This window comes from Polaromonas sp. P1_F8 (assembly GCF_056405635.1).
This window is the reverse complement of the sequence record NZ_JBFUBS010000004.1, coordinates 191,458-214,234: the sequence shown is the minus strand read 5'-3', so window position 1 is coordinate 214,234 and position 22,777 is coordinate 191,458. Positions and strand designations below refer to the sequence as shown.

22 protein-coding genes are annotated in these 22,777 nt (G+C 60.0%); 11 read left to right on the top strand and 11 right to left on the bottom strand.

The window, feature by feature from the left end:
• Positions 1-222: 222 nt before the first annotated feature.
• The 5 genes from AC1D1J_RS15890 to dnaA form a co-directional block, all read right to left on the bottom strand.
• Positions 223-813 (bottom strand): 3'-5' exonuclease, encoded by a 591-nt coding sequence (locus AC1D1J_RS15890; protein ID WP_477695201.1) that lies wholly within the window; start codon positions 811-813, stop codon positions 223-225.
• A 126-nt stretch (positions 814-939) separates the two neighbouring features.
• A complete protein-coding gene (locus AC1D1J_RS15885) occupies positions 940-1,197 on the bottom strand; it encodes a DUF3297 family protein (protein ID WP_092129824.1) in 258 nt (85 codons plus the stop codon).
• A gap of 27 nt (positions 1,198-1,224) precedes the next feature.
• On the bottom strand, positions 1,225-3,849 hold the full coding sequence (gyrB, locus tag AC1D1J_RS15880) for a DNA topoisomerase (ATP-hydrolyzing) subunit B (protein ID WP_477695200.1): 2,625 nt from the start codon (positions 3,847-3,849) through the stop codon (positions 1,225-1,227).
• Between the two features lie 114 nt (positions 3,850-3,963).
• Positions 3,964-5,070, bottom strand: a complete 1,107-nt coding sequence (gene dnaN, locus AC1D1J_RS15875) for a DNA polymerase III subunit beta (protein WP_457281892.1) — start codon at positions 5,068-5,070, stop codon at positions 3,964-3,966.
• A gap of 318 nt (positions 5,071-5,388) precedes the next feature.
• A complete protein-coding gene (gene dnaA / locus AC1D1J_RS15870; RefSeq protein ID WP_457281893.1) occupies positions 5,389-6,783 on the bottom strand; it encodes a chromosomal replication initiator protein DnaA in 1,395 nt (464 codons plus the stop codon).
• Positions 6,784-7,207: 424 nt separating this feature from the next.
• Here dnaA and rpmH point away from each other — a divergent pair, with 424 nt between their 5' ends.
• From rpmH to AC1D1J_RS15835, 7 genes are all read left to right on the top strand, one after another.
• Positions 7,208-7,342, top strand: a complete 135-nt coding sequence (gene rpmH / locus AC1D1J_RS15865; RefSeq protein ID WP_007862708.1) for a 50S ribosomal protein L34 — start codon at positions 7,208-7,210, stop codon at positions 7,340-7,342.
• A gap of 51 nt (positions 7,343-7,393) precedes the next feature.
• Positions 7,394-7,813 carry a ribonuclease P protein component gene (locus AC1D1J_RS15860; protein WP_477650022.1) on the top strand — a complete coding sequence of 140 codons (420 nt, stop codon included), beginning with the start codon at positions 7,394-7,396 and terminating at the stop codon, positions 7,811-7,813.
• Positions 7,810-8,127, top strand: coding sequence for a membrane protein insertion efficiency factor YidD (yidD, locus tag AC1D1J_RS15855; RefSeq protein ID WP_457281895.1), 318 nt, complete (start codon positions 7,810-7,812; stop codon positions 8,125-8,127). The genes AC1D1J_RS15860 and yidD overlap by 4 nt, the downstream gene beginning before the upstream one ends.
• Entirely contained in the window at positions 8,124-9,842 is a 1,719-nt protein-coding gene (yidC, locus tag AC1D1J_RS15850; RefSeq protein ID WP_477695199.1) for a membrane protein insertase YidC, read from the top strand. Before yidD ends, yidC begins: the two co-directional genes overlap by 4 nt.
• A 119-nt stretch (positions 9,843-9,961) precedes the next feature.
• Complete coding sequence (mnmE, locus tag AC1D1J_RS15845; RefSeq protein WP_477695198.1) at positions 9,962-11,374, top strand: tRNA uridine-5-carboxymethylaminomethyl(34) synthesis GTPase MnmE; 1,413 nt, start codon at positions 9,962-9,964, stop codon at positions 11,372-11,374.
• Between the two features lie 185 nt (positions 11,375-11,559).
• The gene (locus AC1D1J_RS15840; RefSeq protein WP_122954706.1) at positions 11,560-12,051 is read left to right on the top strand and encodes a Crp/Fnr family transcriptional regulator; all 492 of its coding nucleotides are present in this window, start codon (positions 11,560-11,562) and stop codon (positions 12,049-12,051) included.
• 248 nt (positions 12,052-12,299) lie between these two features.
• Entirely contained in the window at positions 12,300-13,085 is a 786-nt protein-coding gene (locus AC1D1J_RS15835; protein ID WP_477688218.1) for a hypothetical protein, read from the top strand.
• Positions 13,086-13,209: 124 nt separating this feature from the next.
• On the opposite strand, the gene AC1D1J_RS15830 is transcribed toward AC1D1J_RS15835, so the two are convergent.
• On the bottom strand, positions 13,210-13,782 hold the full coding sequence (locus tag AC1D1J_RS15830; protein ID WP_477688217.1) for an adenine phosphoribosyltransferase: 573 nt from the start codon (positions 13,780-13,782) through the stop codon (positions 13,210-13,212).
• Positions 13,783-13,910: 128 nt separating this feature from the next.
• Positions 13,911-15,905: a cation:proton antiporter domain-containing protein gene (locus AC1D1J_RS15825; RefSeq protein WP_477688216.1), complete on the bottom strand. Its 1,995-nt coding sequence runs from the start codon at positions 15,903-15,905 to the stop codon at positions 13,911-13,913.
• 116 nt (positions 15,906-16,021) lie between these two features.
• Between AC1D1J_RS15825 and AC1D1J_RS15820 the strand changes: the two genes are divergently transcribed.
• The 4 genes from AC1D1J_RS15820 to AC1D1J_RS15805 are packed head-to-tail and all read left to right on the top strand — an operon-like array spanning position 16,022 to position 19,200.
• Positions 16,022-17,014: a KpsF/GutQ family sugar-phosphate isomerase gene (locus AC1D1J_RS15820; protein ID WP_477695197.1), complete on the top strand. Its 993-nt coding sequence runs from the start codon at positions 16,022-16,024 to the stop codon at positions 17,012-17,014.
• 38 nt (positions 17,015-17,052) lie between these two features.
• A complete protein-coding gene (locus tag AC1D1J_RS15815) occupies positions 17,053-17,649 on the top strand; it encodes a KdsC family phosphatase (protein WP_457281902.1) in 597 nt (198 codons plus the stop codon).
• Between the two features lie 5 nt (positions 17,650-17,654).
• Entirely contained in the window at positions 17,655-18,392 is a 738-nt protein-coding gene (gene lptC, locus AC1D1J_RS15810; protein WP_477688227.1) for an LPS export ABC transporter periplasmic protein LptC, read from the top strand.
• A 31-nt stretch (positions 18,393-18,423) separates the two neighbouring features.
• The gene (locus tag AC1D1J_RS15805; protein WP_477688214.1) at positions 18,424-19,200 is read left to right on the top strand and encodes an SDR family oxidoreductase; all 777 of its coding nucleotides are present in this window, start codon (positions 18,424-18,426) and stop codon (positions 19,198-19,200) included.
• Positions 19,201-19,352: 152 nt separating this feature from the next.
• Here the strand turns inward: AC1D1J_RS15805 and AC1D1J_RS15800 are convergent, their stop codons facing one another.
• The 4 genes from AC1D1J_RS15800 to AC1D1J_RS15785 all read right to left on the bottom strand — a co-directional run bounded on the left by AC1D1J_RS15800 (position 19,353) and on the right by AC1D1J_RS15785 (position 22,678).
• Entirely contained in the window at positions 19,353-19,823 is a 471-nt protein-coding gene (locus tag AC1D1J_RS15800) for an RNA recognition motif domain-containing protein (RefSeq protein ID WP_477651325.1), read from the bottom strand.
• Positions 19,824-20,462: 639 nt separating this feature from the next.
• Positions 20,463-20,702 carry an anti-sigma factor family protein gene (locus AC1D1J_RS15795; protein WP_477688213.1) on the bottom strand — a complete coding sequence of 80 codons (240 nt, stop codon included), beginning with the start codon at positions 20,700-20,702 and terminating at the stop codon, positions 20,463-20,465.
• A gap of 29 nt (positions 20,703-20,731) precedes the next feature.
• Positions 20,732-21,298, bottom strand: a complete 567-nt coding sequence (locus AC1D1J_RS15790; RefSeq protein WP_477695196.1) for a sigma-70 family RNA polymerase sigma factor — start codon at positions 21,296-21,298, stop codon at positions 20,732-20,734.
• 177 nt (positions 21,299-21,475) lie between these two features.
• The gene (locus tag AC1D1J_RS15785; protein WP_477688212.1) at positions 21,476-22,678 is read right to left on the bottom strand and encodes an ammonium transporter; all 1,203 of its coding nucleotides are present in this window, start codon (positions 22,676-22,678) and stop codon (positions 21,476-21,478) included.
• Between the last annotated feature and the right edge of the window lie 99 nt (positions 22,679-22,777).

Below are 22,777 nucleotides of genomic sequence, written 5' to 3'. Positions count from 1 at the left end.
TTCAAACTGACTCAGTTTGCTCATCAGCAGAATGCCCTTAGAACCTCTCGTTGCTCACAGAGACACGAGAGAGTGCAGGAATTGGAGCGGAGATATCGAACAATAAGTTTTTCCACGCCCAAAGGGAGAACCTCAACTGCTCGACTAAAGCATAGTAATCCCAGACCCCCCCGCCTACAAGCTGTCGCAAGCCCCATCCTCACGCGTTAGCGTACTTAGACATCAGCGCGCCGGCACAGCAGGCTTAGCGCAACGCTGCAGCGCCAACAGCAAGGCGTGGTCGGGCTGGGTCACGCGGTGGCGACTACGTAGGTCGTCCTGAATCTGGCCCAGCAACGATGCCGCCATCTCCGCATCGGCCATGGCCCTGTGGGCCCGGCCGGCTTTGGGCAAGCGGTGGTAATCAATCAACACGCCTAACTTGTGGCTGGGTGCCTGGGGATACAGCCTTCTGGCGACCAGCATGGTGCAGGCAAAGGGCTGGGTCGCGGCCTCCCCTGCCCGGCTTAACTCAGCCTCCCAGAACCTGCGGTCAAAAGAGGCGTTGTGCGCCACCATGGGTGCGTTGCCGACAAAGCGATTTGCTTCGGCCATGACTTTCTCCGCCGCGGGTGCAACGGCGATCATGGCATTGCTGATGCCCGTCAGGCTTTCGATGAAGGACGGGATGTAGCGGCCTGCGTTCATGAGACTTTGGAACCTGCCGACGACCTGACCGTGTTCGACCATGACGATGGCGACTTCGGTGGCGCGGTCGCCCATGGCCGGTGAGAGGCCTGTGGTTTCGAAGTCGATGACGGCGATGCGGGTCATGATTTATATGATGTGACGGCCCCAATGAAAAACACCATGAAGTTCACCTGCGGGAGGTTGAAGCTTCATGGTGTTGATCAATGCCGGGTTGAAGACTGACTGAACCAGCGGCGTTCACCTGTTCAGTTATTTATAAAACGACTCAACGCGTCCTTTGAGCTTGATCATCAGCGGGTTGCCTTTGCGGTCTACCTTGTTGCCGACGGGCACCTTGATCCAGCCTTCGCTGATGCAGTACTCGGCAACGTCGTTGCGCTCTTTGTCGTTAAAGCGGATGCCGATGTCGTGCTCAAAGATGGCCCTGACGAAATGCGGGCTGCGCTCGTCGGTCGAGAGGTGGTCGGGCAGCGCTGGGCGTTCTGCTGTTTTGGTTTCTTCGGTCATGGTGTCAAGTAAGAACTGGGTGGTCGCTTAGACGTCGATGTTGGCGGCGCGCAGGGCGTTCTGTTCAATGAACTCGCGGCGTGGCTCCACTTCGTCGCCCATCAGCATGGTGAACACGTGATCGGCTTCGATGGCGTCGTCGATCTGTACACGCAGCAGGCGGCGCACGGTCGGGTCCATGGTGGTTTCCCACAGCTGGGCGGGGTTCATCTCGCCCAGGCCTTTATAGCGTTGGCGTGCGGTGGCGTTTTCAGCCTGGCCAATCAACCAGGCCATGGCCTGGCGGAAGTCGCCGATCTTTTCTTCCTTCTGGCGTTCACCCTCACCGCGCATGACTTTTGCGCCTTCGCTGATCAAACCGCGGAAGGTGGCAGCTGCGTCGGCCAGGGTGGAATAGTCGGCGCCATGCACAAAGTCTTGGGTCAGCACGCTGCTCTTGACGTTGCCGTGGTGGCGGCGGCTGATGCGCAAGATGGGTTTGTCGGTGCGGGTGTCAAACTCGCCGGCCACTTCGGCGGGGGCGCCGGTGGTGTTGAGCTCGCGCAGCTTGGCCTGCAGTGTGACGGCTGACACTTCAGCGTCGGCCACAGTGTCGAGGTTCAGGCTCACACCGTCGGCAATGGCGCGCAGGGCTTCTGCGTCCATGAAGCCGCGCAGGCGGGCAATCACGGATTCAGCCAGCTGGTGCTTGCGGGCCAGTTCGGCCAGCGTCTCGCCCGTTAATACCGTGCTGCCTTCAGCGCCGGTTTGCACAGAGGCGTCTTTCAGCGCAATGCGCAGCAGGAAGCCGTCTAGCGCTGCGGTGTCTTTGAGGTACTGCTCTTCCTTGCCGGCTTTGACCTTGTACAGCGGTGGCTGCGCAATGTAGATGTGGCCGCGCTCAACAAGCTCAGGCATCTGGCGATAGAAGAAGGTGAGCAGCAGCGTGCGGATGTGGGCGCCGTCAACGTCGGCATCGGTCATGATGATGATGCGGTGGTAGCGCAGCTTGGCGACGTTGAAGTCATCAGTGCCTGGCGTGCCGCCAATGCCGCCGGCCTTGCCGATGCCCGTACCGAGTGCGGTGATCAGCGTCAAAATTTCATTGCTGGTCAGCAACTTTTCGTAGCGGGCTTTTTCCACGTTCAGGATCTTGCCGCGCAGGGGCAGGATGGCCTGGAATTTACGGTCGCGGCCCTGCTTGGCAGAGCCGCCGGCGGAGTCACCCTCGACCAGGTAGATCTCGCACATGGCGGGGTCTTTTTCCTGGCAGTCAGCCAGCTTGCCGGGGAGACCCATGCCGTCGAGCACGCCTTTGCGGCGCGTCATGTCGCGCGCCTTGCGGGCAGCTTCACGGGCGCGGGCAGCTTCGATGATCTTGCCGACAATGATTTTTGCGTCGTTGGGGCGCTCTTGCAGGTAGTCGTGCAGCAGACGGCTCACGATGTCTTCAACCGGGCCGCGCACTTCGCTGGAAACGAGTTTGTCTTTGGTCTGGCTGGAGAATTTTGGCTCAGGCACTTTCACGCTCAGCACGCAGCACAGGCCTTCGCGCATGTCGTCGCCGGTAACTTCAACTTTGGCTTTCTTGGCCAGCTCGCTGTCGTCGATGTATTTGTTGATGACGCGGGTCATGGCGGCGCGCAGGCCCGTCAGGTGGGTACCGCCGTCGCGTTGGGGAATGTTGTTGGTGAAGCAGAGGACTTGTTCGCTGTAGCCGCTGTTCCACTGCATGGCAACTTCAACACCGATGTTGGTGCCCTGGTCGCTGGCGCGGTCACCCATGGCGGCAAACACGTTGGGGTGCAGAACCGTTTTGCCTTTGTTGATGAACTCAACAAAGCCCTTCACGCCGCCGGCGCCGGCAAAGTCGTCTTCCTTGCCGCTGCGCTCGTCTTTGAGGCGAATGCGCACGCCGTTGTTCAGGAAGCTCAGCTCGCGCAGCCGCTTGCTTAAGATTTCGTAGTGGAAATCGTTGTTCTCTTTGAAGATGTCGGTGTCGGGCAGGAAGTGAACTTCAGTACCGCGCTTGTCGGTGTCGTCCATGACTTTCATCGGCGACACATCAACCCCGTTGACTTGTTCGATGATGCGGTTTTGCACAAAGCCGCGTGAGAACTCCATCACGTGCACTTTGCCGTCACGGCGAATCGTCAGGCGCAGCATCTTGCTGAGTGCGTTCACGCAGCTCACGCCCACACCGTGCAGGCCGCCTGACACCTTGTAGCTGTTCTGGTTGAACTTGCCGCCGGCGTGCAGCTCGGTCAGGGCGATTTCAGCGGCCGAGCGCTTGGGCTCGTGCTTGTCGTCCATCTTGATGCCGGTCGGGATGCCGCGGCCGTTGTCGGTGACGCTGACGGAGTTGTCGGTGTGGATGGTGACAACGATGTCGTCGCAATGGCCGGCCAGGGCTTCGTCAATCGAGTTGTCGACCACCTCAAACACCAGGTGGTGCAGGCCGGTGCCGTCGGACGTATCGCCGATGTACATGCCGGGGCGCTTGCGCACGGCCTCCAGGCCTTCCAGGATCTGGATGGATCCTTCACCATAGGCTTCGGACGCGCCGGCCTGGTTGGTGTCGATCTTGGGCTGGAAATTGGAGCTTCCCTCGCCTGCGGCGCCGTCGTTGACGTTTACCTGATCGGCTTCGTTCGGTGTGTTTTCTTCAGTCATAGCCAGCTTTATTTCCGATCTTTTCTCGAATTGCTTCGATTTCTTCAATCTCTTGAATGACCAAACCCGCGGAGAGTCGCGGGTCTGGTTGTTGGTTAGCGTGTGGTCAGCGCGTTAAATGCGCATCGGCATCACCACGTATTTAAAGGCTGCATCGTCGGGGATGGTCAGCAGCGCGGAGCTGTTGGAATCAGCCAGTTCGATCTTCACCATGTCCTGGTCCATGTTGGCCAGCGCGTCGATCAGGTAGGTGACGTTGAAGCCGATTTCAATGGCGTCGCCGCCGTAGTCGATGTCGAGCTCGTCGACGGCTTCTTCCTGCTCGGCATTGTTGGAAGCCACGCGCAGGGTGCCGGGCTCGATGTTCAGGCGCACGCCCTTGAATTTTTCGCTGGTCAAAATCGCGGTGCGCTGCAGGCTGGCCAGCAGGGGCACGCGGCCCAGGGTGATGATGTTTTTGTGGTTCTTGGGAATCACGCGGTTGTAGTCGGGGAACTTGCCTTCGACCAGCTTGGTGACGAATTCCATGCCTTCAAAACTGAACTTGGCCTGGTTGCCGGCAAATTGCATTTCGATGGCGCCTTCTTTGTCGCTGAGCAGGCGCTGCATTTCCAGAACCGTCTTGCGCGGAAGGATCACTTCCTGCTTGGGCACTTCAACGTCAAGCGTGGCCGAGGAGAAGGCCAGGCGGTGGCCGTCGGTGGCGACCAGGCTCAGCTGCTTGCCTTCGGCGACGAAGAGGATGCCGTTGAGGTAGTAGCGGATGTCGTGCACCGCCATGGCAAACGAGACCTGGTTGAGCAGCTCTTTCAAAACCTTTTGCGGCACCGAGAAGCTGGGGCCGAAATTGGCGGCTTCCTGCACCAGGGGGAAGTCTTCGGCCGGCAGGGTTTGCAGGGTGAAGCGGCTTTTGCCGCCCTTGAGGATCAGCTTGTTCTGCGACGACTCGAGCGAGACGGTCTGGTCGCTGGGCATGGAACGCAGGATGTCGATGAGCTTGCGGGCACCCACGGTGGTGGTGAAGTTGCCGGCGTCGCCGTCGAGCTCGGCGGTGGTGCGGATCTGGATTTCAAGATCGCTCGTGGTGAGCTGCAGCTGGGCGCCAGTTTTGCGGATCAGCACGTTGGCAAGGATGGGCAAGGTGTGCCTGCGCTCAACGATACCGGCCACCGACTGCAGTACCGACAAAACTTTATCCTGGGTTGCTTTCAGAACGATCATGACTTCCTCTGTATATATCTTTAATTCTTTAATTCAAATTAGTAGTAGTAGATAAGGGTGGCGCCCATCTGTGGATAGTGCCATTTTCCCCTTTTTGATCAACCACTTGGCGTTTGTTTAACCATGTGTTCAGACGCCCCTGAACTGCACTGCTGAATATGAACAACTTTCGATTGTCATCTGCTTCTGTGGATAAGCCATGGGTTGTTCAAAAGTTGTCCCCAAAGTTATTGTGAGGGTGGCTGGGCTCTGTAAAACACCGTGAAAACCGGGCGCTAGAGGGTTCGTGGGGTTCATGGGACGCATGGAGGCTGTTCCTCAGCCTTTCAGGGTCTGTTCAAGCACATGCAGCTGCTGGTTGAGCTCTGTCATTTGCTGGCGCTCTGCAGACATCTTGCGCACGGCGTGCAGCACGGTGGTGTGGTCACGCCCGCCAAAGAGCTCACCGATCTCCGGGAGGCTCTTTTGCGTGAGTTCCTTGGCCAGGTACATGGCAATCTGCCGCGGCCGCGCAATGCTGGCAGGCCGCTTCTTGGAATACATGTCGGCCACTTTGATCTTGTAATAGTCGGCGACTGTCTTCTGGATGTTCTCGACGCTGATCTGCCGGTTCTGGATGGAAAGCAGGTCACGCAGGGCCTCACGGGCCAGCTGGATGGAGATTTCCTTGAGATTGAAGCGTGAGTACGCCAGGATCTTGCGCAGGGCACCTTCGAGCTCACGCACGTTGGAACGGACGTTCTTGGCGACGAAGAAGGCGACCTCTTCGGGCATGGAGGCGCCTTCGGCCTCGGCCTTGCGGATCAGGATGGCAACGCGCATTTCGAGCTCAGGCGGCTCGATGGCGACGGTGAGGCCGGAATCAAAGCGCGAGACCAGGCGTTCGTGGATATCCGTCAGACCCTTGGGATAAGTGTCGCTGGTCATCACGATGTGCGACTTTTTGGTCAGCAAGGCCTCGAAAGCGTTGAAAAACTCTTCCTGGGTGCGGTCCTTGTTGGCGAAGAACTGGACGTCGTCAATCAGCAGCAAATCGAGCGAGTGATAACGCTCCTTGAATTCATCAAAAGTCTTGCGCTGGTAAGCTTTAACCACATCTGAAACAAATTGTTCAGCGTGGATGTAGAGAACTTTGGCGGCGGGGTTGTCCGACAGCAATTTATTGCCGATGGCGTGCATCAAATGGGTCTTGCCCAAACCGACGCCGCCGTAGATAAAAAGCGGGTTGTAAAGCTGGCCCAGGCTGCTGGAAACATGCAGCGCCGCGGCCCGGCCCATGCGGTTGGCCGTGCCTTCAATCAGGGTGTCGAAGGTCAGCGCGCTGTTGAGCCGATTCTTGAACGGCGCGCCGGCGGCTTCTTCGGGAACACCCAGGCCGACGGGCTCAGGAACACCGGAGCCCTCAAAGCTGCGAACCAAAGAAGAAGATTTGGCGGGCGCTTCGCGCGGAGCAAGTGCTAACTCAAGGGGAATGCTCTGCCCGGAAATCTTCTCGAGCAGGGCCGAAATGCGGCCGGCATACTGGGCGCGAACCCAGTCCAATTTGAACCGGTTACCCACCAAAACGGTGACTTTGGTGAGGTCGGGAGCGACCTCGACCAGTAGGGGGCGGATCCAGGTATTGAACTGTTGTTCAGGTAATTCCTGGGCCAGGTGGTCGACGCAGCTTTGCCACAAGTCCTGGTTCAGGTTTTGGACGGATGCCTCACTCATGGCTGGTTTTGACTGGGTTGCTGGCCTGGCAAGAGGCGCCCGGCAGCGGTGAGCTGCTTGTGGATATTGTTAATTTTGAGCACCGGCAATTGTAGTCCGGACGGGGAGTTATCCACAAAATAATTGATCCGGGTTTCAACCTATTTTGGGCACTGGTTTGGGGTATGTAGCGACCCGGTTCGCCGCATCTCAGCCTTTACCCCAAATGGGCAGGCTAACTTGTTGCCAGCGTTAGGAAATCTGCGATAATCATGGGTTTCCCTGATTCGCGGCGGGTTTTGCCTGCCTTGAAGACTTGCAGAGATGGTTGTGTTGTACGGCCACCAAGATCATTCGAATCGCCCAAAGCAGTGTGTCTTATAACTAAGGCAAGGTAACGGCAAAGGGGAAAGCTTTGTAGCTGACCGGCTAGTAGGACTCAATCATGAAACGCACATACCAACCATCCAAAGTCAAACGCGCTCGTACGCACGGCTTCCTGACCCGCATGAAAACGCGTGGCGGCCGCGCAGTGATTGCTGCACGCCGCGCCAAAGGCCGCAAGCGCCTGGCCGTATAAGCCTGTTTTCTGCTGGCCATTCGCAGTTTTTTAAACTGACGCCTGGCGCTCGTGCAACGGCTTCAAACCCGACCCCAGTTCCAGGCAGTTCTTGCCGGCGCCATTGTTGCAAAGACAACGCACTTCGCATTGCACCGCAATGCGCTGGACGCAAAGCCCGTGCAAGCTGAGCCAGGCAAGCTGGCTGATGTGATCGCGGCAAAGCCGCTGTTTCCCGTACAGGATGTCTGGCTTGGGGCCATGGTTCCCAAACGCTGGGCCAAACGCGCCGTCACACGTAACGCCATCAAACGACAGATCTACACCGTGAGCGCTGATTTTTCGCATCAGTATCCTCAGGCTGCTTTTGTGGTCCGCTTGCGGCGTGATTTTTCGCGCAAGGAATTCATCAGCGCGACGTCCGAGCAGCTCAAGCTGGCGGTACGCACCGAAGTGCTGGCGCTGATGCAGGCAGGAGCCAAGGCGCCATGAGTTCCGCTTTTGCCGCGCTGGCACCACTTTTCCGTTTGCCGCAAACCCTGCTGATTGGCCTGGTCAAAGGCTACCGCTTGTTGCTCAGCCCATGGCTGGGCTCAGCCTGCCGGTTTGAGCCGACCTGTTCCGCCTATTCACTGCAGGCCCTGCAGCAGCACGGCGCGACAGTCGGCAGCTACCTCACTTTGCGCCGGCTGGTACGCTGCCATCCCTGGTGCGATGGCGGGCACGACCCGGTGCCGCCTGTTCCCCTCTTTTCCCGCCTGGCCACCCCCGTGGCCTCCACCCCTTCTAAAAAGACGCCGTCATGAACGACATCCGCCGCACCATTCTGTGGGTGATTTTTGGTTTTTCCATGGTCCTTTTGTGGGACCAGTGGCAGGTATATAACGGCCACAAGGCGACCTTTTTCCCGTCAGCAACGCAAAGCGCCAAGGCGCCGGCCGCTGGTTCCTCTGCACCTGTAGCGGCCGGCACCACGGCTTCTTCCGTGCCCGCACCGCAGGCTGCCAACGCAACGCCCGGCGCCGTGCCAGCAGGCGCTCCATCGATCGCCCCGTCGACCGCCAAAGAACGCTTCGTTGTGAATACCGATGTGCTCACGCTGACCTTTGACAGCGAAGGCGGCACCCTGGTGCACTCGGCATTCGTCAAGTACAAGGACCAGGCGCATACGGCCGAAGGTTTTGTCTTGATGGACGAAAGCGCAAGCCGTGTTTATGTGGCGCAGACGGGCCTTGTTACGGCACCCGGCACTACCGGGGGCTTTCCTACCCACAAAACGCCAATGGCCGTGGTTCCAGGCGAACGGGCTCTGAAAGACGGCCAGGACGAACTGCAGATCAAGTTTGAGTCGGCGGAAGTCGGCGGCGTCAAGCTGGTCAAGACCTATACCCTGAAACGCGGCGCGTACGACATCGCAGTGCGCCACGACATCGTCAACACCGGCACAGCCGCGGTGTCGCCGCAGCTGTACCTGCAGCTTGTGCGTGACGGCAACAAGCCGCCCGGAGAGTCTTCTTTTTATTCCACCTTTACCGGCCCGGCGATCTATACCGAAGCCAAGAAATACCAAAAGGTGGAATTCAAGGACATCGAAAACAACAAGGTTGATGTCGAAAAGCAGGCCACCAATGGCTATATCGCCATGGTCCAGCACTACTTTGCAACCGCCTGGATTCTTCCGGATGGCCTCAAGCGCGACCTGTTGTTCCAGAAGGTCGCCAACAACCTGTATTCCGTCGTCATGATCACGCCGCTGGACACCATCGCGGCAGGCACGACCAAGTCGGTTGAGGCGAAATTTTTCGTCGGCCCGCAGGAAGAAAAAACACTGGAAGCCATTGCACCAGGCCTGGAGCTGGTGAAGGACTACGGCTGGTTGACCATCCTGGCCAAGCCACTGTATTGGCTGCTCGACAAGCTGCACGGCTTCCTCCATAACTGGGGCTGGTCCATCGTGGCTTTGGTGCTGCTGCTGAAAATCGCGTTCTACTGGCTCAATGCCAAGGCGTATGCCAGCATGGCCAAGATGAAGGCGATCAATCCGAAGATCATGGAAATGCGTGAGCGCCTGAAAGACAAGCCGCAGGAAATGCAGCAGGCGATGATGAAAATCTACAAGGAAGAAAAAGTCAACCCGATGGGCGGCTGCTTCCCGATCATGATCCAGATCCCCGTGTTCATTGCGCTGTACTGGGTGCTGCTGTCCAGCGTCGAGATGCGCAATGCACCCTGGGTCTTGTGGATTCATGACCTCTCGGCGCCGGATCCGTTCTTCATCCTGCCGGTGCTGATGACCCTGACGACCATGCTGCAAACGGCGCTCAATCCCGCTCCGCCGGATCCGATGCAGGCCAAGCTGATGTGGTTCATGCCGCTGATCTTCAGCGTGATGTTTTTCTTCTTCCCGGCTGGCCTGGTGCTGTACTGGATTACCAACAATATCCTGTCCATCGCGCAGCAATGGGTGATCAACACGCGCATGGGCGTGCCGCCGCAGTTCAACCTGCCGAAGTTCAAATAAGGCGGACACGGAATAAAAATTGGGCCGCTTCGCGGCCCTTTTTCTTGGGAAACTGGCTTTGGCTGCGGCGCTCTCCGCCATAGCGCCAATATCCGGTTTGCCCCTTAACATCTACCACCATGCTGGCCCGACACCACGACCCCATCGTTGCCATTGCCACTGCGCCCGGGCGCGGTGCGGTGGGCATTGTGCGGGTGTCCGGCCAGCACATCGCGCCCATTGTCGAAGCGATTTGCGGCCGCCAGCTGCAACCGCGCCAGGCAACTTACTTACCCTTCAGGGATGCGCAAGGAGTGGCCATCGACCAGGGGCTCGCCCTGCACTTCCCGGCGCCCCATTCCTACACCGGCGAAGATGTGCTGGAGCTGCAAGCGCATGGCGGCCCTGTTGTGCTTCAACTGTTGCTGGCGCGATGCCTCGAGGCCGGTGCGACACCCGACCCGGTAACCGGCTCGGCAACCGTGCCGGGGCTGCGTGTGGCGCAACCGGGCGAGTTCACCGAGCGTGCCTTCCTCAACGACAAGATTGACCTGGCGCAGGCCGAGGCGATTGCCGACCTGATCGACGCGAGCACTGAGACCGCCGCGCGATCGGCCGCGCGTTCAATGTCGGGTGAATTCTCGCTGGCGGTCAACACGCTGCTGGAGCAGCTGATTCATCTGCGCATGCTGGTCGAAGCAACGCTGGACTTCCCCGAGGAAGACATCGACTTCCTGCAGAAGGCAGATGCGCAGGGACAGCTCGAGCGCCTGCAGGTGACGCTGGCCGGCGTGATGCAGCGCGCGGTTCAGGGCGCCTTGCTGCGCGAAGGCATCAAGGTGGTGATCGCGGGCCAGCCGAACGCCGGCAAAAGTTCGCTGCTCAATGCGCTGGCCGGCGCTGAACTCGCCATCGTCACGCCGATTGCCGGCACCACACGCGACAAGGTTTCGCAGCTGATCCAGATTGAAGGCGTGCCACTGCATGTGGTGGACACAGCCGGCCTGCGCGAGGCACTCGACGAAGTGGAAAAAATCGGCGTCGAACGCGCGTGGGCTGAAATCGCCAGCGCCGACGCGGTGCTCTTCCTGCATGACCTGACCCGGCATGCCGCCGATTACCTGGCCGCCGACGCACACATCGCAGAAGTATTGAGCCGTGAGCTGCCGCGCAACACTCCCATCGTCGACGTCTGGAACAAGTCGGACGCGGCTGACGCGGACGTGCTGGGCACAATCAGCGGCGGCGTTCTGATCTCCGCCAAAACCGGCGACGGCCTGCAGGCGCTGCGCAAGCAACTGTTGCAGGTCGTGGGCTGGCAATCCGCCCCTGAAGGCGTGTTCATGGCCCGCGAACGCCACGTGCGTGCCCTGCAGCAGGTCGCCGAACAACTCGGGAGAGCTCACGCACAGATTCGCGCGGGGCACCCTGCTCTGGACCTGCTGGCTGAAGATTTGCGCCAGGCGCAACTTCACCTCAGCGAGATCACCGGTGCGTTCACGCCGGACGACTTGTTGGGCGAAATTTTTTCCAGATTCTGTATTGGAAAGTAGTAAACCGGCGACAGGCGGGCCCCGTCTGGGGACAAGCGGCGCCGTGCCGCGAAAAACGCACCAAAACAGTCAAAAATGGCGTTCTGTCGAGGGGAAATTACAACTCCGGCTTTCCTGTATCAGGTGTAAGGGGCCGTTAACATCTCTTGCGGGCCGTGTAGTGCGAAGGTATCTTCCGTCCCACTATGAACGCTCCACTACCTGCCGCCATCCGTTTTGACATTCAGGGCCTTGCCCAGGCAATTCTTCACTGCCACGCCAGTGACGCATTGCGCTGTCAATTCAACCAGCCGCATTGGGACATCCTGGCCAGCTACATGCAGCCTTTCGCCCTCAACAGTGGCCAGGTGCTGATGGAACAGGGCGCGCTGGACCGCACGCTGTACTTTGTGGAAAGCGGCACGCTCAGCGTTCATTACGAAGACGAAAAGGCCCGCGTGCGAATGGCACTGGTGGGTGCGGGTACCGTGCTTGGTGAGGGCGCATTTTTCTCGCACATGCCGCGTAGTGCCACGGTGCATGCGTCGACGCCCTGCAAGCTATGGTGCCTCACCCCGATGCGGTTCCTTGAGCTGGCAAACCGCCACAGCCCCATCGCGTTGGAGCTGACCATGGCAATGGGGTCGGTCATGGCCAAACGACTCTATAACCGTCCCAAGCGCGTCGCCGTGACCTGAGCGTCGCCCCTCTCTCGGGTGCACCGGCATCATCAGACAACTGACTCCCTGCCGTAATACTTTCGGGCGTCACAGGCGTTCTCAAAAACGTGACGGGCGTGATTTTTTACCAGACAGTTGCATGGGTGTTTCGATAAAGTCGGCAACAGGATTTGCTGCTAAACAACAGCTGAACCGTTTGCGATATTGCTTACAGATTCACTCCGTGCATTGACGGAAAATCAACATTCATCACGAGAACATTGCCCATGTCTTTCTTAAATTGGTTTTCCGACAAACCGCAGCAAGCTGGCTCGGCTGCGAATGACGAACAAAAACGCGCGTCCGCCGGACGCGACAAATTTGCGACGTCCACACCCCAGCGACTCTCCCCGGAACACCCTGCTCCCGCCGATTCCGGCAAACTTAAGCGTCACGCCCGCCGCGAGCAGCTGTATGTAGCAATTCGTGAGGCCATGACCCGCTCCGGCGTGCTTTCGGCCAGCTACAAATTCAAAGTTCTTTCGCTCGACCAGAGCGGCAATGAATTCCTGGTCATGATGGACCTGGCAAAAGCATTTGGCGGCACGTCCGAGCAATTGAGTGGAATTGAGGCATCGATCACGCAGCACGCCAAAGCGCGCTTCGAGATCTTGGTGCCCGCTGTGTACTGGCGCCTGGAGGAAATGGCGGTCGTGGTCAAACAGGCCCCGACGACTCCACAGGCAGTGCAAACACCTGTTGTACCAGCACCCGTTGTACATGCACCCGTAGTAGCACACGCTGAAGCCAATGTAGAAACCCGGGCGCCCGTCAAACCCGCCGCCCCGCGCTATGAGCCTATCCAGGCCGACGAGGTTGCCGCTTTCAAGCAAGCTTTGGTTGCTGCGTCCGCGCAAGGCCCTGCAGTCACGCCGGAAAAAGGGGTCAAAGTGCAAAGCGGCCCGCGCTCACGTTCATACACCCTGCTGACGGGCTTTGAAGACACCGAAATGCCGCCGGAATTCAGCACGTCACCAGCGCTGAGCAGCACGCAGTACGGCGATCTGAACTAGACCGATTCGGCTTCAGATCTAAGACCAATCGGCTTCAGGCCCAATGAAGGCGGGCGCAAGCAGCTATAATTTTTATAGCTGAACTCGTTCCCTCCGGGTAGTTTCCAGAACTGCATCCGGCGGTTCAATGCCCCGAAAAGTCGATCAAGGTGAACAGCGGCAGCCCTGCTGCCCGCAATTTTTCTGACCCACCGAGTTCGGGCAGGTCAACAATCGCCGCACCTTCGGTGACAGTGGCGCCCAACTTCTCCAGCAGTTTCTTGCCGGCCATCATGGTGCCGCCCGTGGCGATCAGGTCGTCGATCAGCAGCACCCGGTCGCCGGATTTGACCGCGTCGGTATGCAGCTCCACGGTGGCGCTTCCATACTCGAGCTCATAGGTTTCTTGCACGGTCGTGAAGGGCAGTTTGCCTTTTTTGCGTATCGGCACAAAGCCAACATTCAACTCATAAGCGATGACGGCGCCGAGGATGAACCCGCGCGCATCCAGCCCTGCCACGATGTCGGGACGGAGCTTGCCGTCCATGTAGCGGTGCACAAAAGCGTCGATCAGCACGCGAAAGACCTTGGGGTTCTGCAGCAGCGGCGTGATGTCGCGAAACTGCACGCCGGGGGCCGGCCAGTCGGGCACGGTGCGGATATGGTTCTTCAGGTACTGGCCGACGGTCTGGTGAGTGAGGCTGTGCAGGTCAGGCATGGCGTGTCCAAGGTGGGTGGCGCCCATATTGTGCCGTCAGTGCCAACGAACAACGACCTGCTGCAGGCGCGAACAAAGCGGTGAGATGTTTCCCCGGAAGCCCCTCTTTGCGACGGGCGGCCCGCTGCTCAGTTGATACGGCCGCGCAGGAGCTTCTCTTCGGCCATGGCCAATGCCTCGGGCTTGCCTGACAGCACCAGCGTGTCCCCGCCCTCCAGCAATGTTTCGTCATGCGCGGCCACTGCCTTGCCATTGCTGCGGCGCAGGCTGACCACACGCACGCCGCCGGCGCCCAGTGCCACCGCACCCAGAGGCTTTCCGGCAGACCTCGTGACCAGCGGCAATGTGACGTTGGACAGGCGCTCCTGCTCAAGCTCGTTGACGGTGTCGTCGTCGGCGCCGCGAAAGTAGCCTCGCAGCAGGTTGTACCGGGCGTCACGTTGATCCTGCACGACGCGGATCACGCGGCGCATGGGCACGCCCACCAGCGCCAGCGCATGGCTGGCCAGCATCAGGCTGCCTTCGATGGCCTCTGGTACGACCTCTGTAGCGCCGGCTGCCTGGAGTTTTTCCAGGTCGTGGTCGTCTACCGTCCGCACAATCACCGGCACTGTCGGCGCGTGGGCGCGCGTGTTGGCCAGCACCTTGAGGGCGCTGGCTGTATCGAGATAAGTTACCACCACGGCGCTGGCCCGGGCCAGCCCGGCTGCCATCAGGGCCTGGAGCCGCACCGCATCGCCGAACACCACCGAATCGCCTGCGGCTGCGGCCTGCCGTACCCGGTCAGGGTCGAGGTCAAGCGCCATGTACTGGATGCCTTCGCGCTCCAGCATGTGACCCAGGTTCTGGCCGCAGCGGCCATAGCCGCAGATGATCACGTGTTTGTTGGCATTGATGGACTTGCGTGCAATGGTGGTCATTTGCAGCGATTGCTGCAGCCACTCGCTGGAAACCAGCTTCATCACAATGCGGTTGCTGTACATGATGATGAAAGGCGTTGCCAGCATGGACAGCACCATGCTGGCCAAAATGGGGTTTAACAGTGCGGGGGGCACCAGGTTGCTCTGTTGGGCCAGCGTGAGCAGCACAAAGCCGAATTCGCCCGCCTGGGCAAGGTACAGGCCGGTGCGCAGCGATACGCCGGCTGTTGCACCCAGCGAGCGCGCCAGCGCGGTAACCAGCACCAGCTTGAAGAGAACAGGCAACGTCGTCAGCAACAGCACCAGCGGCCATCGTTCCAGCACCAGCCGCCAGTCCAGCAGCATGCCGATGCTGATGAAGAAAAGGCCCAGCAAAACATCATGGAAGGGCCGTATGTCGGTTTCGACCTGGTGCTTGTATTCCGTCTCGGAGATCAGCATGCCGGCAATAAAGGCGCCCAGCGCCAGGCTCAGCCCGGCGCGCTCGGTCAGCCAGGCCAGCGCCAGCGTGACCAGCAGCAGGTTGAGCACGAACAGTTCTTCGCTTTTGCGCCGTGCCACGATGGTGAGCCACCAGCGCATGATGCGTTGCCCGCCGGTGAGCAGCAGCCCCACCAGCACGGCCGCCTTCAGCCCCGCGATCGCCAGCGCCGCCAGGAGCGCATCGGCGGGCGCCCCCAGTGCGGGAATCAGCACCAGCAACGGTACAACGGCCAAGTCCTGGAACAACAGCACGCCCATGACACGCTTGCCGTGTTCGGATTCGAGTTCAAGTCGCTCCGACAGCAGCTTGACCACAATGGCGGTGCTGCTCATGGCGATGGCACCGGACAGCGCCAGCGCGGTCTGCCAGCCCATCTTCCAGAGACCGGGGGCCATGCTGGCAAGGAACAGCGAACCCACCGTGGCCAGCACGATGGTCAGCGTGACCTGCAGCAGGCCCAGGCCAAAGACGTGACGCCGCATGGAGCGCAGCTTGGGCAGGTTGAACTCAAGCCCGATCACGAACATCAGAAACACCACGCCGAACTCGCCCAAATGCCGGACGCCGTCGGAATTTTGCGCCAGCGCCAGCGCGTTGGGCCCGATGACCACGCCGACCGCCAGGTAACCCAGCATGGGCGGCAGCTTGAGCGAACGGCATGCCACCACACCCAGCACAGCAGCCAGCAGGTACAGCAGGGTCAGTTCAAGCGCGCTCATGCGTTGATGGTAGCCGAGGATATTGCATGGCCTTGACGATTTGCAGGCGGCAAAGGCCCATTCGCGCGGGGGTTGGCCGGCGGGATGGGGCCTGCCCGCCTCTATAGAATGCAGCCATGAGCCTTGACGCCGTGAATTTTGATGCCGAACAGGTGCTGAGCCTAGCCAGGAAGACTTTTGAAATAGAAGCCGCCGCTGTGCTGGGCCTGGCGGGACGGCTGGGCGACGAGTTTGCCCAAGCCGTGGAGCTGATGCTGCAGTGCCGCGGCCGCGTGGTTGTCATGGGCATGGGAAAAAGCGGCCATATAGGCCGCAAGATTGCCGCCACACTCGCCTCCACCGGAACACCTGCCATGTTTGTGCATCCGGCAGAAGCCAGCCACGGCGACCTGGGCATGATCAAGGCCATCGACGTGGTGCTCGCAATTTCCAACAGCGGCGAGAGCGCTGAGTTGACGATGATCCTGCCGGTGTTGAGCCGCCAGGGCGTACCGATGGTGGCAATTACCGGGGGCGCACAGTCCACGCTTGCCCGGCAAGCACGGGTGACGCTCGACAGCAGCGTGGCGCAGGAAGCCTGTCCGCTCAATCTGGCGCCGACTGCCAGCACGACCGCGCAGCTCGCCCTGGGTGACGCGCTGGCCGTCGCCCTGCTGGATGCGCGCGGTTTCAAGGAAGAAGACTTTGCGCGCTCCCACCCGGGCGGTGCGCTCGGCCGGAAGCTGCTGACGCATGTCAGTGACGTGATGCGCAGCGGCGATGCGGTGCCGCAAGTGCTGGTTGACACCAGTTTCACCGATCTCATGCGTGAAATGAGCGCCAAGGGACTTGGGGCTTCTGCGGTGGTGGACGGCAGCCGGCGAGTACTCGGTATATTCACCGACGGCGATTTACGCCGGCTGGTCGAAAAAGGCGTGGACCTGCGCAGCAGCAAGGCGGGCGACGTGATGCGCGCCAATCCGCGCACGATACAGCCGGATTCGCTGGCTGTCGAGGCTGTGGCATTGATGGAGCAGTACCGCATCACCAGCGTGCTGGTTGTGGACGACGCAGGGGTGTTATGCGGGGCGCTGAATACCAACGACCTGATGCGCGCAAAAGTGATATGACACTCGCACCCCTTATCTGGCTTGCGGTGAAACGATAGATGCTTACTCCAACACTGAGCTTTCCGCCTGAACTGCTGCTGCGCGCGCAAGGCATCAAGGTGGCATTTTTTGACGTCGACGGTGTACTCACGGACGGTGGCCTGTATTTTTCCGAATACCCCGACGGCCATGAACTGGCTGTGGCGTCCGGTGGTTATCGCGCTTCGGGCGAGATCGTCAAACGGTTCAACACGCTGGACGGCCATGGCCTCAAGCTGCTCCAGAGGGCCGGCATCACTCCCGCCGTCATCACCGGGCGCGATAGCCATGTGCTGCGCGCACGTCTGCAGGCGCTCGGCATCACCCATGCCCATTTCGGTACGGAGGACAAACGCCCTGCCGCCGAGCTCACGCTGCAGGCCCTGGGGCTGGACTGGAGCGCTGCCGCAGCCATGGGTGACGACTGGCCCGACCTGCCTGTGCTGTCCCGTGTGGCCTTGAGCTGCGCGCCGATCAACGCGCACGCGGAGGTTCGCGCGATGGTCCACCACGTGACGCAAGCGCCTGGCGGCCATGGCGCCGCACGCGAGTTCTGTGATGTGCTGCTGGTTGCCAGCGGACGTTATGCCGGGCTGCTTCAGGAGTACAGCCAGTGAGCACCATGGTGAAGAGCGGCGGCACCCTGCTGCCCCTGAAAAACGTGTGGCGACGCTTTCTGCGCGTCTGGGACAGCATGGCCATTTACATGCCGCTGGTGATGATGGGGGTGCTGGCGCTGGGTACCTACTGGCTTGTGCGCAACACCCCGATCTTCAGCACGCCGGAAGTGGCCAAGGAGGCGAGCCACGACGTGGACTATTTCATGCGCAAGTTCACCGTCAAGACGTTTGACGAAGGGGGCCAGCTCAAGAGCGAAATTTATGGGACAGAGGCCCGGCATTTCGCCGACACCGACATCCTGGAAATTGACCAGGTGCGCATCCGCAGCATTAATGTGGAAAAGCGCATCACGACGGCTACCGCCAACCGGGCCTACACCAACGGTGATGGATCGGAAGTGCAGCTAACGGGCAACGCGGTGGTGGTCAGGGAGGCGAGCCAGGATGCGAACGGGAAGGAAACGCCGCGCATGGAGTTTCGCGGAGAGTTTCTTCATGCCTTCCTGAATGATGAGCGCGTGAAGTCGCACAAGCCGGTGCTGCTGATTCGCGGCACCGACCAGTTCACCGGTGACACCTTTGCCTACGACAACCTCGACCAGGTGGCTGACCTCAAAGGACGTGTCCGCGGCATTCTCGTTCCGCGTTCCGCGGCCAGCGCTGCAGGTGCTGGTACCTTGCCCATTCTCACGCCTGCACCACCCGTCAATCCGGCAAGCAACGCACCGGCGACCCGCTAGCGCGACACTCTCTAATCAACGACTGCCCACCATGTCCAGACTCGTATTCATCACCGGTGCTTCCAGCGGTATCGGGCAGGCATTGGCACTGCGTTTTTATTCTGCAGGCTATCGGCTGGCGCTGGCTGCTCGCAGAACCGCCGAGGTGCAGGCCTGGGCGGAGACCCATGCCATCAGTGCGAGCCGCTACCAGGTCTACGGCGCAGACGTATCCGACATCGACAGCATTGTGTCCGCCGGCGAGGCTTGCATCGCCGCGCAGGGCGTGCCCGATGTGGTGATTGCCAATGCCGGCATCAGCATTGGCATGGACTCTGCCGTGCGTGCAGACCTTGAGGTCATGGCCCGGACTTTTGCGACCAACAATATCGGTGTCGCGGCCACCTTTCACCCGTTCATCGCCGGCATGGTCTCGCGAGGCACTGGAACACTGGTTGGTATTGGCAGCGTGGCCGGCATACGGGGCCTTCCTGGCCATGGCGCCTACTGCGCGAGCAAGGCTGCAGTCATCAACTATTGTGAAAGCCTGCGCGGGGAGCTGCGCCCCAGTGGAGTGAAGGTGGTGACGATTTGCCCAGGCTACATCGACACGCCGCTGACCCGCGAAAACCGCTACGCCATGCCGTTTCTGATGAAGGCCGAGGTATTTGCCGAAAAAGCGTTTGCCACCATCCAGGCGGGATGCAGCTACCGGGTGATCCCCTGGCAAATGGGCGTGGTGGCCAAACTGTTGCGCCTGCTGCCTAATGCGGTGTTCGACAAGGCTTTGTCTGGCCGCGCACGCAAGCACCGCCAGGGCGAGAGCTGAGAGCCGGATGCTTTTGCGCGTTGCGCTATCAAAACAGGAGCTGCTCGCGCCCGTGAGTTGGGCGCTACAAAGCAAAAAGGCTTCAAAACCGAAGTCTTGAAGCCTTTTAAAGCGCTCTTCAACCAGTGGTTGAAGAGGGGGTTCTGCAGGGCTTAGTAGCCGCCGCGTCCACCGCCGCCGCCACCACCGGAACGGCCACCGCCGCTACCGCCGCCGCCGTAGGGGCTGCGGAAACCGCCGTCGCTACCGCCGCCGCCGGAACGACCACCGCCGCCACCGCCGTAGCCACCACCGCCGGAACGATCGCCGCCGCCACCACCACCGTAGCCGCCACCACCACCGCCGCCGAAGCCGCCGCTACGTGGAGGACGTGCCTCCATGGGACGTGCTTCGTTCACGACAACGCTACGGCCGCCCAGAGGCTGGCCGTTCATGCCGTTGATAGCTGCCTGGGCTTCTGCATCGCTGCCCATTTCGACAAAGCCAAAGCCTTTGGAGCGACCGGTGTCGCGTTCCATCATGACTTTAGCGCTGGTGACAGCGCCGAATTGGCCAAAAGATTGTTGCAGGTCTTCGTCGCGGACCGAGTACGGCAGGTTGCCGACGTAAAGTTTGTTGCCCATGAAGGGACTCCTCTAAAACACAAAAACAAAAGCGATGGGGTCCCGAAAGCACAACAAATCTTGATACGTACCGCTGTAGCGCGCGAAACTGACCGATCACCTAACGTGTGCGAATAGTGACACTCGCACCGGCATATTATGCGTCAGTTATCAAAAAGACAACCAGCCGGCGTTACCGCCTGGGCCTCGCAAGCCCGCATAAACAGGGGCTTCCCGGGTTTGTTTACGATTTTTGTATCGACCAGCCCGCTGACTTGAAGGCCGCGGAGGGTAACCCAAAGCACTTCTATTGAAGATGGCACAACAAAAAGCCCGGGATGAGGTTTTCACCCCAGCTACGCGGGTGTTTAACAATAAAGCGCTATTAGTGGCCCGAATTTACGGCCCTGCTTAATAAGTTAGCGCCTACTGTTTATGGGTTTACCAATGAATGGAGGCTACCGGCGCGAAGAAATCAGAGTCGTAAGTTCTCTCCGGACAGCCCTGGTGTTGGAAGCGAGGATGTGTCCGTTAAAAGCCATAAGCAGGACAGTTGACGCGCGCGCGGAAGGAAAATAGTTACAAAAAATTGCAATGATTCAATCCGAATCCATATTTATTCGATGAGATGGCGACCGCCTTCGCCCGTTCGGCGGCGCGTTATTTGGGACGAATATCGGGCGGCAATTCGGTGGAGCCAGCCTCTGCAAGATCCGAATAGTTGCGCCACTGCTTCATCGCGGCGCGCATGGTCAGAATCTGGTTCTCAAACTTCGGGCAGGCATCGCAGGCTAGAAGATGCAGCTTGAGCGCGATGTGGTCGGGCAAACGAAGCGCGCGGTCTTCCCGCGCGATCAGCAATGCCGCAGCCTCGCGGCAGGTGCGTCTTAACAGGGTCATGTTGGGTTTCACGTTAAGGGCCGGCCGTATCAGGTGCTGAGTTTGCCAAACCAGTGGATATTCAGACACTCCTGCAGGCGCAGGCGGGCCCGATGCAACTGGACATACAGGTTGGTCGGTGTCAGCGAGAGTTCCTTACAGACTTCCTGCGAGGAAAGCTCCAGCCACTCACGCATCAGGAACAGCCGCCCCAATGCCGGTGGCAGGCGTTCCATGCATGCGTCCAGTACCTGGAAGAACTGAACCTGCTGCAGGGTCTGGTCCGGATTGCCCCAGTCATTGGGCGGCTCTGTGAAATGCCCGTCGGCCTGGAAAGAGAGCCGGTCGAGCTCGTCACCCTCTTCGTCGCCGTGGGCGTCCGGCACCGCCACGATGCGCGCATTGCTGCGGATCAGGTCAATGACCTTGTGCTTGAGAATGCCGACGAGCCACGTCTTGAGCTGCGAGCGGTTGCCGAAAGACTGCGGCTTGGACAAAGCCGCCAGCAGTGTTTCCGACACGGCGTCCTCGGCCCATTCATCGTTGCGCAGCTGCAGGCGCGCAAAACGAAGGAGATAGACGCGGTGTTCAACCAGCTGCTCTTCAAAAGTAGGCATGGCGAAAGTCTAGCGGCAGGTGCGGCGCTTGTGCGCCGGAACGCGACGAAATTTATGCCCAAGGCGCCAGAAGCCCATGGCCCCAGGCGCGATTTTTAAAAGAAACGGGCCCAAGCCCAATAAGGATGGGCGCAAGCAGCTATCAAATAAGTAGCAGAAGCGCCGCCTGCGTCGCCGCTACCAGTTGACTTCCCGGTCAGGTGTGGCGCCAATGCGGTGGACAGACAAATCCGCGCCCTCAAATTCTTCTTCCTGGCTCAGCCTGAGGCCCATCGCGGACTTGAGGACACCATAGACAGCAAAGCCCGCCAGCAGCGCCCAGGCCACGCCCATGGCGCTGCCCAGCAACTGGGCACCAAAGCTCACACCGCCCAGCCCCCCCAGGGCCCGGTTGCCGAAGATGCCGGCAGCGATGCCGCCCCACAGGCCGCACAGGCCATGCAGTGGCCAGACGCCCAGTACGTCGTCAATCTTCCATTTGTTCTGCGTCAGCGTGAACATCACGACGAACACGCCGCCGGCGACGCCGCCCGTCACCAGCGCGCCCAGCGGATGCATCAGGTCTGAGCCTGCGCATACCGCCACCAAACCGGCGAGCGGCCCGTTGTGCACAAACCCCGGGTCATTCTTGCCAAACACCAGTGCGGCAAGTGTGCCGCCGACCATGGCCATCAGGGAGTTGACGGCGACCAGGCCGGAAATTTTGTCGATGGTCTGTGCGCTCATCACGTTAAAGCCGAACCAGCCCACAGTGAGGATCCAGGCCCCCAGGGCCAGAAAAGGAATGTTCGAGGGTGGATGGGCCGACACTGCGCCATCCTTGCGGTAGCGGTTGCTGCGCGCGCCCAGCAAAATCACCGCCGGCAAGGCCAACCAGCCGCCCACCGCGTGAACCACGATGGAGCCCGCGAAATCATGAAACTCCGCACCGGTCAGCGATTTGATCCAGGCCTGCACGCCGAAGTGCTGGTTCCAGACGATGCCCTCGAAGAAGGGATAGACGAAACCGACGATGACGGCGGTCGCGATGAGCTGCGGATAAAAGCGCGCCCGCTCGGCGATGCCGCCCGAAATAATCGCCGGAATGGCTGCGGCAAAGGTCAGCAAGAAGAAGAACTTGACCAGCTCATAACCGTTTTTGGCCGCCAACTGCTCTGCGCCGACAAAGAAATGGGTGCTGTAGGCCACGCCATAGCCCACCATGAAATACACCACGGTGGACACCGAGAAGTCCACCAGAATCTTGACCAGGGCGTTGACCTGGTTCTTTTTGCGAACCGTGCCCAGTTCCAGAAAGGCAAAACCGGCGTGCATGGCGAGCACCATGATGCCGCCCAGCAGGATGAACAAGGCATCTGAGCCCTGTTTTAGTGCTTCCATAAGTCCCTCTTCAGATGAAATTGCTATTTATTGGTGCGATCTCAGAGAAATTCCCGTAATCGCACCAAATACAAGCAAGAAATGCGCCTCAAGTGTGCG

Coding starts and splice junctions, on each gene's coding strand:
- AC1D1J_RS15890 (WP_477695201.1), bottom strand. CDS start 813: ATGACCCGCATCGCCGTCATCGACTTCGAAACCACAGGCCTCTCACCG.
- AC1D1J_RS15885 (WP_092129824.1), bottom strand. CDS start 1,197: ATGACCGAAGAAACCAAAACAGCAGAACGCCCAGCGCTGCCCGACCAC.
- gyrB (WP_477695200.1), bottom strand. CDS start 3,849: ATGACTGAAGAAAACACACCGAACGAAGCCGATCAGGTAAACGTCAAC.
- dnaN (WP_457281892.1), bottom strand. CDS start 5,070: ATGATCGTTCTGAAAGCAACCCAGGATAAAGTTTTGTCGGTACTGCAG.
- dnaA (WP_457281893.1), bottom strand. CDS start 6,783: ATGAGTGAGGCATCCGTCCAAAACCTGAACCAGGACTTGTGGCAAAGC.
- rpmH (WP_007862708.1), top strand. CDS start 7,208: ATGAAACGCACATACCAACCATCCAAAGTCAAACGCGCTCGTACGCAC.
- yidD (WP_457281895.1), top strand. CDS start 7,810: ATGAGTTCCGCTTTTGCCGCGCTGGCACCACTTTTCCGTTTGCCGCAA.
- yidC (WP_477695199.1), top strand. CDS start 8,124: ATGAACGACATCCGCCGCACCATTCTGTGGGTGATTTTTGGTTTTTCC.
- mnmE (WP_477695198.1), top strand. CDS start 9,962: ATGCTGGCCCGACACCACGACCCCATCGTTGCCATTGCCACTGCGCCC.
- AC1D1J_RS15840 (WP_122954706.1), top strand. CDS start 11,560: ATGAACGCTCCACTACCTGCCGCCATCCGTTTTGACATTCAGGGCCTT.
- AC1D1J_RS15835 (WP_477688218.1), top strand. CDS start 12,300: ATGTCTTTCTTAAATTGGTTTTCCGACAAACCGCAGCAAGCTGGCTCG.
- AC1D1J_RS15830 (WP_477688217.1), bottom strand. CDS start 13,782: ATGCCTGACCTGCACAGCCTCACTCACCAGACCGTCGGCCAGTACCTG.
- AC1D1J_RS15825 (WP_477688216.1), bottom strand. CDS start 15,905: ATGAGCGCGCTTGAACTGACCCTGCTGTACCTGCTGGCTGCTGTGCTG.
- AC1D1J_RS15820 (WP_477695197.1), top strand. CDS start 16,022: ATGAGCCTTGACGCCGTGAATTTTGATGCCGAACAGGTGCTGAGCCTA.
- AC1D1J_RS15815 (WP_457281902.1), top strand. CDS start 17,053: ATGCTTACTCCAACACTGAGCTTTCCGCCTGAACTGCTGCTGCGCGCG.
- lptC (WP_477688227.1), top strand. CDS start 17,655: ATGGTGAAGAGCGGCGGCACCCTGCTGCCCCTGAAAAACGTGTGGCGA.
- AC1D1J_RS15805 (WP_477688214.1), top strand. CDS start 18,424: ATGTCCAGACTCGTATTCATCACCGGTGCTTCCAGCGGTATCGGGCAG.
- AC1D1J_RS15800 (WP_477651325.1), bottom strand. CDS start 19,823: ATGGGCAACAAACTTTACGTCGGCAACCTGCCGTACTCGGTCCGCGAC.
- AC1D1J_RS15795 (WP_477688213.1), bottom strand. CDS start 20,702: ATGACCCTGTTAAGACGCACCTGCCGCGAGGCTGCGGCATTGCTGATC.
- AC1D1J_RS15790 (WP_477695196.1), bottom strand. CDS start 21,298: ATGCCTACTTTTGAAGAGCAGCTGGTTGAACACCGCGTCTATCTCCTT.
- AC1D1J_RS15785 (WP_477688212.1), bottom strand. CDS start 22,678: ATGGAAGCACTAAAACAGGGCTCAGATGCCTTGTTCATCCTGCTGGGC.